The organism is Pedobacter sp. UYEF25 (assembly GCF_054061655.1).
This window is the reverse complement of the sequence record NZ_JBSSEL010000008.1, coordinates 166772-179834: the sequence shown is the minus strand read 5'-3', so window position 1 is coordinate 179834 and position 13063 is coordinate 166772. Positions and strand designations below refer to the sequence as shown.

The window sequence follows — 13063 nt, the reverse complement described above, 5'->3', positions numbered from 1 at the left end:
TGATTATCAGCTGTTCGAAATGTCATTAAAGTTCTTTAGATAATTATCTGCCCAATACCTAATCACACTACCGATTGGTCTAGCGTGCCGTTCTGCTCCAAAAGATCTATAATATCTCTTCCTGCGCTCGTTTTTATACCGGACCATTCCAAGGTCTGCCATTCGAATTTCCAAAATACCTCTGCTTACACCAAACTCGTAGGCTAGTATGGTCATTGCCTTTTGATAGGCCAAGATATTGCATTCCTGATCGTCAACCCAAAGAGAACCAATTTTGCTTATGCCATTATTCATCTGCCACTCTACCAGCTTCCACATCAAAGAAACCCGTGGCATCAAAAGACACGATGCCAGATAGTTGGCCTGCCATTCGATCCAATGCTTTTCTTTTTCAAGAACATACCTGCCCGTGGAGTTATCAAATTTAGAGTCGGCAGTTTCCTCGTAATCCTTGCGGAAAATCCTTGTTTTCGAATGCAAGATAAAATGGCAGATTTCGTGCATGACAACAAAGGCGAACTGCCCCGTCCCCGCCAGCTCTGGATTTACATGTATCGTCTTTTCCCTCCTATTGAAATAACCGTTTTCGTTCGACATTTCCATGGGAAATGGAACGTCCACCAAAAACTTGACACCGTAGGTTCTTGTTATAAATCCCATAAAGGAATCGATTCGTACGGTCTTGACGTTTTCGATCAGGCCCCCATAAAAGGAATTCAAAATATTTTGGCTCATTTCAGATAAGCTCTCTTTTGAAAGGAACTCAAGGCTGCTTATTTCCTCTCCTGGAAACCAGTTGACACTCGCATTGAGTTCCGTCAATAAGAATTCACTTATGATTGAATCTACGTTTTCAGGGTTAAGCTGAACGTCCTCATTTGAATAGAGATCCTTGATTTCCTCAATCTTACTCATTTCATCACTCCAAGCTCTATCCTTGGGCCCACATGATTTTGTAGGTTTTCTTGATTTATTGTAAAGGATGATATCCCCGACATCCCCGTCAACCTTTATCCACATCATTCTTTTGCTTTTAAGCAGATTAAATGCACCGGACTGAAGGTCCGAATTTGTCATAAATATCCCCTTAACATTTAATCCAGCAACCTGTTGGATCTTGCAAATGAACTCCTCAACGTCGCTCACAGGAACTAAACTATTATAGTTTTTACATTCAATCAGGTAAAGTAAATGCAAATCGGTTGCGCCAGCCAACTTCAGTTCGATACTAAGATCAAATATGATATTACTGTTCCTATCTTTTGAAAAGTAGGGAACTTTACTCCTTACCTTACAAAAATCCGGATTAATCCCAAGCCTGCCAGACCTTACCGCTTCGTCAATGATCATAAATGCCGCTTCCTCTAAGACATCACCTTTTTGAACTGTATTCATGTTTGCTAATTATATTCGTAAAAATAATAATTTTACTTTTCAACTTATTGACGAGTAACAAGTTATTTTTCCACAATAGCGATTGATAAAAAAGTTAGTATTTCGGCAACCAATCAAGCCTGGTCTATATAACCAGCTAATTGTACATATCTCAAACTTATTTGTGCAAATATCATCCCATTCTGTGCTAAACATTTGGACAAACTGCCCAACAAAACCACGTTCTCACCGTTAATAACACGTAACCAAAGTGAGAACCCCATTTAAGCCGACAGACTACCATAGCCTATGGAAAAAACATCAGAGGAGCAAACAGCTGATCTGCTACTGGTCATGGACGCCATTGTGCCCCTGCCATATCCTTTTCGGCAACGGATCACACAGTGACCCTAGTTCAAACCCGATCGCCTTCCCCTAAGTCCGTTCCCAAAAGCAGATACTCCGCCTGAGACAAAATCGTATCCATCGCCACCCCCATAACTGGAGTTGCTACTGTAATTGTAATGAAAGTAGAGACGCTTTAGGCAGCTTCTGTATTATTTTTAATCAGGGAGTTAGGTAGTCAAGAGCAGAATGCCTCCGTTTTCTTTTACACCTTACTTCATTAAAATCGAATAGTTCAAGTTTTCCCCTTAGTTTTTAATTGTTTTATAAATGGACACGAGAAAAGCTTGAGGCAAAAATGCATAAAAATGTCTCAAACTATTAAAAAGTTAATTTAAAATAACCCTCTGACACTAATTCCCATGCAATCTTCAATAAAGGTATTCGATATTTGTACGATCTGGGTTATGATTATGCAATGAACCAATATAAACTTACACTTATTTTAGAGTGTCAGATGAACATTTTTGAACCAAATAAATATGTAGAAAACGATGAAATTCGATGAGCTATGTTGGTCAAACAAAATAATTTATACAATTTAAAATTTACCCTAGTAGAGATTTTTGCAAATTCTCTACTAGGGTAGTGTATTATTCCTCTTCCTTCAATTCATCAGCCAATATAATTATCCGCTTTAAATCTGAAACAAAAAGGTTCGAGAAAATGTCAGTAAGGTTCACCAGAAGCAACATCAAAGAAAACTAAAACCCTGTAAATCAAATGATTTCAGGGTTTTTGCTTTTACCAGAAATACCAGAATATGCACCAATTCGCAAATAAAATGTGCGTCATTAGGGGAGTCATTCTCGATATTACCAAACTCCCCGAATTCGCACTAAAACATTGAAAGTAAGCTAGTTCAATAGATGAACATCTTGTTAGAATAAAACTGCAAAGCTAAATTTGCATCGTCAATTAATTGTTTTTAATGGCGATGCAGCCCTTGCCCGAAAATCGGGCTCGGGTGTTTAACCTTAATGTTATCGTTATGAAAACTAATTTTAGCGTGCTTTTCTTTTTAAAAAAGCCAAAAAACTACACAAAAGGGGCTGTTTACTTTATCTTTTTAAGAATTACCGTGGACGGGGTTCGTGCGGAAATGTCCACGAGCAGAAACTGCGAACCAGAGCGGTGGAATGCAAGAGCAGGAAAAGTGGTTGGAACAAGGGAAGATGTTAAAATCCTAAATGCACATCTGGATAATATAAAAGCCGAGGTTTATGCAGCCCATACCTCGCTAAGTGTCGACGGGAAAGAAATAACGGCTGATAGCATTAAATGTTGTTATCTGGGCAAAGAAGAAAAAACGCATACAATTCTCGAAGCAATTAAAAACCACAATGTGAAAATGAGAGCATTGGTGGAGAAAGAAGAATATGCTCAAGGGACGCTTAACAGATTTGAGGTGTTAGATAGACACGTAACTAATTACATAGCCTACAAATACAACAGGACAGACCTTAATGTAAAGCGCATAGACCATGAGTTTATAGATGGTTTTGACTTCTACCTCCCTACGGTTAAGGAAAATGATACCAATACCGCAAACAAACATGTTAAAAACCTTAAAAAGATAGTGAGCATCTGTCGACAATATAGGTGGATAAGCACTGACCCCTTCTTCGGTCATACATTGAAATCCAAACCTGCCCATCGAGAATACCTGACCGCAGATGAATTGCAGAAGATCACCGAAAAACAGTTTACTACTGGAAGACTATCGCAGGTCAGTGACTTTTTTCTATTCAGTTGTTATACCGGGCTCTCCTATGCGGACGTTCAAAAACTTAAACTGGTAGACATTGGTATTGGGGTTGATGGGGAACGCTGGATATTTACCTACAGAAAGAAAACCAATACAAGAGCGGCAATTCCATTGCTGCCGATAGCGGCAAGCATTCTGGATAAATACAAAGGTCACCCCTCCTGCCTGAGCAACGACAGGGCCTTACCTATTTCCAGCAATCAAAAGATGAACGAATACCTCATTTAAATTGCAGCTATTTCAGGAATCAATAAAACATTGGGCAATAGGATAGCCAAACGGACTTTCGGGACTGCTGTAACTGTGATGAATGGCGTGCCTATCGAAAGCATTTCGAAGATGCTCAGACACACCAATACACGCACCACTCAATTGTATGCTAAAGTATTGGATAAAAAAGTGAGCGAAGATATGGCTCCACTCATGGGGAAATTTGTTGCGCAAAAAATCAACGTCAATGACCTTAAAGAATCGTAAAGCGCCGATATTGATTTTATAGGAATGAAATACGTGCCACGCTCAAAAATGGCCGAGACCTTTTAAAGTAAATCCACACATCATGAAATAGATCCTATTAGCTCAATAAGTAACGCGCACCCTTTCGGCAGGTTATAGGACACAACTTATTCTATAAATAGCATGAAAAAGAGTTATTAATAGTTGCAGTAGGTGCATTGATGTTCGCTAGCGCTGCTCACATTTCAAGAAAAGGAGCAAATAGCGGTAAAGTACCTCCTGAAAAAGCAACGAGAGGAACCAGATCAAAACTCCACTAAACATTTCGCTTTGGGTCAACAGGACCGGGCTCAGCTAGTTAAAATAAGATGAACCACGCATTAAAAAGATTTCTCCTCATTGACGATGACCCAATGCGCAATTTCATTTCTGAAAGGATTCTTGAAAATCCATTTGAAAAAGTGAATACAGATCACTTTACAGTTCCGAGTGAAAGGTTAGAATTTATAAGAAATAACTCAGACAATGATCCCACGGATGAAAAAAAAGTACTGTTTCTGGACATAAATATACCATTGATATCAGGATAGGAGTTTCTCGTAGCACTTTATCTTTTTGACCCATTGCGGTAATAGCTAAACAAAGACATTTAAAAAAATAAGCTTTTTGGATACTATCATTAGATGAAAAAACCACCGGAGCCGAGGCAGACCCGCACTTGGACCGGGTACATCCAAACACAGAACACTATGAAATTTTTCTAATGTTGCAGAAGGAATAATAAAATCATATTTGTAGAAGCTAAGGTGTAAGCTATTTACAGATACTCGCTTCAAAATTTCCTTTTATGGATGTATTTGTGTTCAATTTATTGTCAATAAGAGTTGCCTTTCCGGTTATTTTTTCTGCCGTTATTGCAGTTATCTCCACCATTGAGCTTGATGAATAAATTAAAAATCCATCATTACCGGTAGGATCGTTAGGGTCTTTGACAAGTAAGGGAATGTAGGTATAAATGCCAACCTTTCTAGGTACAGTAAATCTTACTGAAAACTCCTTATTTTCATTTGTACAGCTTTTCGTCCCGTCAGCAGAAAGATAGATGTTAAACAAATCTTCTACTTTGTAATCATCGTAATAGAAATTCGTGTTTTTATGCATTGATACTTTTGTAGTGAAGGAAGTGCCATAAAGTTTTCCTGTAACCACAGAGGGAAACGATTCGGGTATTGGCTCTGGATCATTTTTCTTTTTGCAGGATAATACAGCAATCGATATGAATAACAGGTACACTTTATTTTTCATGTCTAAAAATCTTTATATAAACCAAGTTACGCTTTTTTGTTTACCAGAAAGAAATTTACCGTTACACGGCGAATACCGGAAATTGAAAATTGGACAATCTTAGGAACCCCAGGGAATAGTGAATGTAATATGGATAATCAACCTCCTTTTCCCGCAGAAAAAAAATTAATAAGACTCTTGAGTATTAGATGCCTTGCAAATACCATCTTTTCTAATTCGCTGAAGTTTAATTATTGCAATAACCTCAAGAGCGAGTCCTAAGCCCGTTATAAATCCTTTAAATAGATCAGGTATTGGATAATATCGGCTGAAAATTGGCGTAAGGCTTGTGAACATTAATCCGATGATTAGGTAAGCCTTTGCAGATTTGGGAATGGTGTGACGTTTCATATTTATATGTTTTTAAGTTGTTTTGATATAGTTTCCATTTTTTTACGAGTAGCCTCTAACTTAGCGGCATCTTTATTAAACGACCGTGGGCGTATTACAAACCATAAAACAGCCAGATAGATAACTGCTACAGTGTAAGTAGGGAAAAGCCAAATAGGATACTTTGAAATAAGCTCGTATACGTACATCAGCCAGCCAACCGAGCATAGCGCAACTACGCTAACCATTGTTTTCTTATAATAGTACTTCTGGTTCTGACGGGTTTGCTCAATGAACTCAATAAATTCCAGATTACTACAGTTGTCAAGTTGTTTAAAACGTTTGAGGGATCTCATATTCGTGGCAGCAACTAAAAGTCCTGATGTAACCATTAATCCACCACCTATATAAGTCGTAATCAGCCTAAAATTGACAAATAATAGAACGGCAATTATCAAGCTTGAGAATAGTAGGCATGAAACAATCATTAACCATTTGTTTCTGAGCTTCTGATTTCGAAATGTGCTTATTAATTTTACCATTTCCTTTGCAGTAAGCAATCTATCAGTTTTTGCGGTGTGCCATACAGCTTTCAAATCATCTAAATTGTCCATTCGCTTGAAATTTTTGAGTTAATTTTTCTTTTATTCTATGAATTTTTACTCTTACATTTCCGTTGCTCAGCCCTACAACTGCAGCAATTTCTGCCTGCGGCAAACCCTCCAATTCCAGCGAGATGATGATGCGGTCTGTTTCTTCCAGTTCTGAAATATAACTGTATAACATTTTAAGTTTTTCCTCCGACGACTCCTCGACTGTTTCGGCTAAATTATAAGGAAGTTCTGCAGTGGGCATTCGCTTCGCAACTTCTAGAGCACGCAGGCAGTTATTGGTGGCGATCCTGAATATCCATGTACTGATCTCTGACTGGTAACGGAAGCTAGGCAGATTTTTCCACACGGAGATAAAAGTTTCCTGCACTAGATCTTTAGCCTGATCAGCGTCATTTGTGTATCCTAGACAAACCCTGAATATTTGCGAAGCGTAGCGGTTATATATTTCCTCAAACATTATTACATTCACTGGCTGATACAATTGCCTTCTTTTTATGCCGGGTTAGATACCACACTATATGGAATGTTACAATCAATTTAATCAGTGCAGCTGAACCCTTTCAAGAATTTAAAAAAGGAAACTTAAGTAACTAAATAATTCATCATTCCATTGTGGCAACTTTAATATTATCGCTTAGAATTGATATGTTGTCGTGACTAAGATTATCATTAACAAATGTCATAATTCCCACTTTGTCTTGGGCATAGGCCACACAAAGTGTGCTAGATCCAATGCCGGTACGGCCACTGCTGTGGCCCAACAGTTGTTGAATATACCTAATGGCTGTTCCAACCCTTCCATAAATCTCAATTCGAGTAAGTTTTTCAGCAGACACAACCTTATTGGTACGCATGCAAAACACTAATACGCTGTGCCGAACCTATGCTCCCCTAAATATTGGCTTGTAGAAATGTTCTGACGGTCTTCAGCGATGAACGCCATCCAGATATGAAAGGATTTTCCGAGCCACGAAGCATCCATGGCCAAAGTTTCCTTACCCATTTTCCATTTGGCACCACTGGTTATGGTTTCTTGATAGGCTGTACCGGGTATATACGCGAGTAACATCACTTGGTCTGAATTTCGCTCCCATACCTCATATCCCTCGGTGTCCCAGCGTACATGAAAACCTTCATCACTCACTAAAACCACCGGGTTGGCAGCCCCCATCAAAGTTCCAGCGCTTACCAACACTTTCGAACAGTCCATTAGCCCATCTTCATCAAAACCGATAGTTAACAAGTAGGATTTGGCCAGGTTGTGCGCAGTCATCTGCCGCTTCTTACTTTCTATGTTAAACCCAATGCGCACAAAATGAAGGATGTGGGTCAAGAACTCCTGTGCCCTGTTAAATTTACTTCTCGACAACTGTTGCTTCACCGATCCCTCTTTGTTTTTTGCGCTCGGCTTCCGTGCGCCCCTAATGCAGGCTTGCCCAAAACGCTCGTAGCCATATACGCTTCCCACTTTACCGCTAAAGGCACCATTGATGCCATTTTTTAAAATCGCCATAATTAGATCTATTTAATAAACTGATTACAAACAAGTTAATTATAAATCGGGACTTTAACAAACCTAAAACGAATGCAATTCGGATGTTAATCGGATCTCAATGTCGTAGTTGCGTCAAATGTCCATCCAACATCCGTCTTACACCCGGTAAATTGCGATCTCAAGGGCGGTTGGAAGCGCAATATTTTAGCCGGTAAATTGAAATGTGGAGACAGCGATCACCTGTTAAAACAACCAACACCTGCCAACGTGGAGCAAAAGCAGGGGGACTTTTTGCTTGGCGCTTGAGTCGAACACCGCCTGAGCGATAAATACAATTTTGAGCATAGTCTTATCAGTCGATTGCAATCCTTTTAACCTCTACCCTCCATTGTATGATTCAAATAGAGGTGGTTTGAAACGCTCGCATTTCACATCCGCACCACCTCCACGTGCGTTAAAAAATCGCTGATCAAAAAGAGCTAAATTGATGTTTCGGCAGGGTCGCTTTCCCAACCATTCCCTGGAACGGTGATACTAATACGCTTCTCCAAATTGATCTCAAGCGCCTAAAAATTTTAGGTAATTTGCCGATCCGTTATAACCTAACCCTCTATAAACTTTTATTAGGTATTTATTAGCGTTTTTATGCGTGGCACTTTGCTTTTTTCCTGTAGCGCAGGGCCAACCACAAAACTAATATCTTCCTTATATAGATTTTGGTAAAGGCTTATCGCACAACCAAGTAAACACCATCTATAAAGATGCTGAGGGCTTTATGTTATTTGGGACGTTATCTGGATTAAATCGGTCATATGGACACGACTTCAACCTATTTAAGCACAATCCGCAAGATATCATCAGCTTCATAGACGATTACATCAACCATATTTTTGAAGGCCCAAGTATGAAACGGTGGATAGTGTGTATGAACGGCGTAAACAGCTACAATCCTATAGAGGATAAAATCGTAAAAAATATTAGGCTTTTTATGCAAAGCTTAAAGTTCCCTGTAAACGATGAACTGCTAGACATTAGGCTGCCAAATATGATAGCGCCCAAAACGACAACTTTTTGAGTTTAGAAGAAGGTTGGAAAATATTTACCCCAAGCGCTCCTACCTAGGTGGTGTGTTTAAATGGGAAAGATTTGATTTTAGAGGAGAACCAACACCATTTGGATGGCTTCCGGTTCCGTGTCGTTTCGGTAGGATAGATTTATGTGATTTCCCAAAAGATTATTATTAATACCTGAAGTCGTGGTGGACAGAAACACCAACCATCCATATTTTTCCGCATTAGAGTTGGAAAGGAAAAGAAGGTCAAGCGATTCCAGTTTGGCTTCACAGCGATGTCCAAGAAGGGGAGCTTTTCTTAAACGATAAGAGTGTAGGCAAAAAAAAATAACGCCAAAAATGGGTATTCAAGTTGGTACGTAATTTATCAAGAAGGCACGCTATAAGGCTGTGGTCTACAGCAACAGATAGCAGACAATGGTTGACATGGCGAAAACGGCTGCCAGTGGAACAACCCTTTAACTAAAATCTCATAAACCCACCATTAAAAGCAAACCAAGCAGATGTTGCAGTCATCATCTTAGATCTTTTGGATAGGAATAAACTTCATCGCTATAGCATTTAACTAAACAAAGCTACCCAATAAGAGGAGCCTTGTTTAATTAAGACGTCAATAAAAAGCGTTAGTTTATGGGGTCAGGAGGCGCCGGATTTGCTGGATCGTAAATCGCCACCGCAACACGCGAATCTGCACAACCGTAGTAGAGATACCATTTCTTTTTAAAATAGACCATACCCTCAATAAATACAGTACCGTTGACATACTGTCCACTTTTTTCGAAGGGGGCTAGCGGGCGTAAGAATGGAAGGTCTAGACGGGTAATTGGTTTCGAGGGATCTTTACTGCTAAACAACGCCTGGCCTGCACAATAAGAATTGGCAGTAAAGCGGGTATCGCGTCCCTCACCCGGTTTGTTCTTTCCATTGTAAAATAAAATGATCCCCTTACTTGTCATAATGGCTGGGGGACCACACTCTGTTAGATCGCTGTCGAAATAACCTGGTCTCGGTGAGATCAGTTCTTTCAATTTCCCATCTTTGTCTACCACAGGCGCCCAATTTATAAGATCAGTAGACGTTGCACCATAAACGTGGTGTTCTCCCCAATAAACCCAATACTTACCCTTTATCTTGATGATTACTTGTTTCCCATTTACCACCTTGGTTAATATGGAAGCCGATTTCGTCGCCATGTTTAAGAACTTGCCATTGTATGCCGTGCGAAACATCGGACCAAATTTTTTCCAATGTAGGAGATCGCGCGATGTGGCTACGCCGAGGCGGGGCACATCTCGATTCCATTCGGTGTAGAAGACCACATAAGTGCCATTTATTGTTACAGCAACTCGAGGATCTTCGCAACCACCTGGCCACTCATATTTCTTGGCCATGTCGTTGGCCGGATAGAGCACTGGCTTGTCGTTTCTCTTGAAATTAAGTCCGTCGCTACTCTCTGCGTAGCCCAGGCGGGAGGTACGAAAACCGATTCCGATTCCATAAAGATCTTCGGCGCGGTAGAGCACTACAATTTTGCCATTCTTTAGAGCAGCTCCAGGGTTAAAAGTATCATTGGCTTCCCAAGCAACCATTTTTTTACTTATGGGATCCAAAAACCTTGATGAAGTATCGGGCGAAATGATGGGATTTACCCCCGCTGGCCTAACAAAACCGCCAAACGCCCATGATGGAAGTTTATTAATCGTAGTTTGTGAAAAGCCGTTAACACCAATCAGCAGTAAGCCAATTATCCAAAGCGATTTAAAGTTTCTGATCATAAGTTATAGTTAAATTTGTTTGTACAGTTCTTCAATACGCTCTAGTGGAACACCCTTAGTCTCGAAAATATATCGACTCACAAATAGCACCATACTGATGTTTATGAATCCATAAATCCCGAAAGTAGATGCAGCTCCCAACCCGGCAAGCATCACCGGAAACGTGAGTGATACGATGGAATTGGCTACCCAATTTCCAAATACGGCAATAGATGTTGCAGTTCCTCTGATTTTAGTTGGAAAAATTTCTGCAACATAAACCCATAGTACTACGCCCCAAGTACAGGCGAAACCGCCTATGTATACAAATATTGTGATGAGTACAAGGTAGTTATCCAACAAATTAAAATAAAACAGTGCCGCGAGGGCAAACATACACAGGCCCATAATCCAAGAGCCCGCCAGTAATAGTTTTTTACGGCCAAGCCGATCGATTAACGGGAAGGCTAGCAAGGTAAATATAAGGTTAACCACGCCGGTAAGCACTGTTTGGAACAATACACTTCCTCCAACATGTGTTTTCTCAAATATTAAAGGAGCATAGTAAAAAACAATGTTGATTCCTGTAAGTTGAGCGATAGAGGCGAACACGAGCCCTATAATGACCACCTTCCTAAAACGCGGTGTAAATACATCTGCTAAAGCAGGAGTACTTTCTGACCTAATGTCATCCTCCACCAGCTTCACTTGCGTGGCACCTTCATCAGAAGAATAAATGTTCCCGAAAACCTTTTCTGCTTCTTCTGCCCTACTCTTAGAAACCAACCATCGAGGACTCTCTGGCACCAAAAGGAGTAAAACAAAAAATATGACCGATGGTATAACGGCTGCCGCAAGCATATAACGCCAATAGTTGTCGTTATTCAAGCCCGACCAATGTGAATTTACAATAAGATAATTAGAAATAAAAGACAAAAGTATGCCTGTGACGATTGCAAGTTGTTGTAGCATCCCCAGCCGACCTCTAAATTTTGGTGGAGCTACTTCTGAGATATAAATAGGTGCCAAGGTAGACGCCATTCCTATTGCCACTCCACCAACCAATCTGTAGATCACCAGTTGATCATAACTTGCTGCAATACCACTCCCTATGGCGGCAATTATATATAAAATAGAAGTAACGATCATTAGACGTTTACGCCCAAATCTATCTGCAAGCCTACCAGCGAACAACGCGCCCGGGATACAGCCAAGTGATGCCGCAGCAACTACTAATCCTATCTGCGCATCATTAAGCTGGAATAATGGTTTAAGGTATTGTAAAGCTCCTGCAATTACCGCAGTATCAAAACCAAATAATAGCCCACCAAGCGCAGCCACTATTGATATAAGGATGGTGTATTTTTTCATTAGTTCGGGCTTTCCATTACATATAGAGAATTTACTTCGGATGCGCTCAGCACCTTATTGTATAGGCGAATTTCGTCTAAAGAACCCATGAAGTAGCTCGCACCATAAAAATAGTTAGGACTTGAAGTGTCTGTGAGGCTGTAAGCAGTTTTAGGGAGTTCGTTTCCGATGCACACATTGACAATGGTTTTTGGCGGTGCAAGATTCCCTGCGACCGCAACCGATTTTATCAATTTACCATTGATGTAAAAAGTGATGGCACCATTGGTAAAGGAAGCCACTACCTGACTCCAAGCATTTAATGCTACGGAACCTGGGTTGTCATCAACATCGTGGATTCCTGCATCGGTTGACACGGTAAGGAACGGGAAGTTATTGCCTTGAAGCTGGAATTTGTATCCAAAATAATGATCGACCGAAAAAATATAGTTCCCGTTGCTTGCGGCAACCGGCTTTACCCAGCAGCTAATTGAAAAGTTATTTGGGTATAAGGAAGCATCGTAAGGAATCTCCACGTAGGCTCCTTTGTCAAAAAAGTAAGCCCCGTTAGCAGTCCCATACCTGTCGGCAGTTAAAACCGGCAATGTACCCCCATCTGCGGCATTGGCTACTGATGTGCCAACATAATTGGTTTTAAGTACACCATTATGTCCGTTACCGCTTGCATCCATCGGGTCTCCGTTAAACTTCCAATAAGCTACCAAATTTTGCGGCGATACTTCCTGAATCAGATTGGTGCTAAATGCATTTTTCGCTCGCACCAGGTTAGCAAGTGCATTGTCTACTTCCCGCTGAGTAAAAGAGCCAGTGACAACAGCAGCGGCAAGGTTGATAGCGGTTTTAACTTCCGCTTTTGATCCGGCAGTATAATCGCCAGCTTGCTTGCCTTCAATCGCCGCACTGTAAATTGCGGTTGCGCTGTCGATCTGAAGGCTTAACTTTGTCTTGTCAGAATTGTAGTTGGGTTTATCAGCATTTTTTTTACAAGATTGTATCAGGGCTGTAAACGCGATCATCATCATGATCAATGTTATCGAAATTTTAAATTTTTTCATATCAAATGTTAATATGGTTTACAAT

At 40.3% G+C, this 13063-nt stretch carries 15 protein-coding genes; 5 read left to right on the top strand and 10 right to left on the bottom strand.

Annotated features, from left to right (window positions below; all coding sequences use genetic code 11):
* Positions 1-6: 6 nt before the first annotated feature.
* On the bottom strand, positions 7-1395 hold the full coding sequence (locus ACVWYG_RS09835) for an ImmA/IrrE family metallo-endopeptidase (protein WP_457270030.1): 1389 nt from the start codon (positions 1393-1395) through the stop codon (positions 7-9).
* A 1375-nt stretch (positions 1396-2770) separates the two neighbouring features.
* On the opposite strand from ACVWYG_RS09835, the gene ACVWYG_RS09830 reads away from it, so the two are divergent.
* From ACVWYG_RS09830 to ACVWYG_RS09820, 3 genes are all read left to right on the top strand, one after another.
* Positions 2771-3775: a phage integrase SAM-like domain-containing protein gene (locus ACVWYG_RS09830; RefSeq protein ID WP_457270029.1), complete on the top strand. Its 1005-nt coding sequence runs from the start codon at positions 2771-2773 to the stop codon at positions 3773-3775.
* A gap of 30 nt (positions 3776-3805) precedes the next feature.
* Complete coding sequence (locus ACVWYG_RS09825; RefSeq protein WP_457270027.1) at positions 3806-4024, top strand: hypothetical protein; 219 nt, start codon at positions 3806-3808, stop codon at positions 4022-4024.
* Between the two features lie 347 nt (positions 4025-4371).
* Positions 4372-4593 carry a hypothetical protein gene (locus ACVWYG_RS09820; protein ID WP_457270026.1) on the top strand — a complete coding sequence of 74 codons (222 nt, stop codon included), beginning with the start codon at positions 4372-4374 and terminating at the stop codon, positions 4591-4593.
* 223 nt (positions 4594-4816) lie between these two features.
* Here ACVWYG_RS09820 and ACVWYG_RS09815 read toward each other — a convergent pair whose 3' ends face one another.
* The 6 genes from ACVWYG_RS09815 to ACVWYG_RS09790 form a co-directional block, all read right to left on the bottom strand.
* Positions 4817-5308, bottom strand: a complete 492-nt coding sequence (locus ACVWYG_RS09815) for a hypothetical protein (RefSeq protein ID WP_457270025.1) — start codon at positions 5306-5308, stop codon at positions 4817-4819.
* A gap of 165 nt (positions 5309-5473) precedes the next feature.
* The gene (locus ACVWYG_RS09810) at positions 5474-5698 is read right to left on the bottom strand and encodes a hypothetical protein (RefSeq protein WP_457270024.1); all 225 of its coding nucleotides are present in this window, start codon (positions 5696-5698) and stop codon (positions 5474-5476) included.
* Between the two features lie 2 nt (positions 5699-5700).
* Positions 5701-6291, bottom strand: a complete 591-nt coding sequence (locus ACVWYG_RS09805) for a hypothetical protein (protein WP_457270023.1) — start codon at positions 6289-6291, stop codon at positions 5701-5703.
* Positions 6275-6760: an RNA polymerase sigma factor gene (locus ACVWYG_RS09800; RefSeq protein ID WP_457270022.1), complete on the bottom strand. Its 486-nt coding sequence runs from the start codon at positions 6758-6760 to the stop codon at positions 6275-6277. Before ACVWYG_RS09800 ends, ACVWYG_RS09805 begins: the two co-directional genes overlap by 17 nt.
* 133 nt (positions 6761-6893) lie before the next feature.
* On the bottom strand, positions 6894-7145 hold the full coding sequence (locus ACVWYG_RS09795; protein WP_457270021.1) for a hypothetical protein: 252 nt from the start codon (positions 7143-7145) through the stop codon (positions 6894-6896).
* An 8-nt stretch (positions 7146-7153) separates the two neighbouring features.
* A complete protein-coding gene (locus tag ACVWYG_RS09790) occupies positions 7154-7804 on the bottom strand; it encodes a DUF6266 family protein (protein ID WP_457270020.1) in 651 nt (216 codons plus the stop codon).
* A gap of 757 nt (positions 7805-8561) precedes the next feature.
* Here ACVWYG_RS09790 and ACVWYG_RS09785 point away from each other — a divergent pair.
* Positions 8562-8861 (top strand): hypothetical protein, encoded by a 300-nt coding sequence (locus tag ACVWYG_RS09785; protein WP_457270019.1) that lies wholly within the window; start codon positions 8562-8564, stop codon positions 8859-8861.
* Between the two features lie 250 nt (positions 8862-9111).
* Positions 9112-9189 (top strand): DUF4982 domain-containing protein, encoded by a 78-nt coding sequence (locus ACVWYG_RS09780; protein WP_457270060.1) that lies wholly within the window; start codon positions 9112-9114, stop codon positions 9187-9189.
* A 292-nt stretch (positions 9190-9481) separates the two neighbouring features.
* On the opposite strand, the gene ACVWYG_RS09775 is transcribed toward ACVWYG_RS09780, so the two are convergent.
* The 3 genes from ACVWYG_RS09775 to ACVWYG_RS09765 are packed head-to-tail and all read right to left on the bottom strand — an operon-like array spanning position 9482 to position 13038.
* A complete protein-coding gene (locus ACVWYG_RS09775; RefSeq protein ID WP_457270018.1) occupies positions 9482-10633 on the bottom strand; it encodes a glycoside hydrolase family 130 protein in 1152 nt (383 codons plus the stop codon).
* A gap of 9 nt (positions 10634-10642) precedes the next feature.
* On the bottom strand, positions 10643-11983 hold the full coding sequence (locus ACVWYG_RS09770; protein ID WP_457270017.1) for a sugar porter family MFS transporter: 1341 nt from the start codon (positions 11981-11983) through the stop codon (positions 10643-10645).
* Positions 11983-13038 (bottom strand): LamG domain-containing protein, encoded by a 1056-nt coding sequence (locus ACVWYG_RS09765; protein WP_457270016.1) that lies wholly within the window; start codon positions 13036-13038, stop codon positions 11983-11985. Before ACVWYG_RS09765 ends, ACVWYG_RS09770 begins: the two co-directional genes overlap by 1 nt.
* Positions 13039-13063 lie beyond the last annotated feature (25 nt).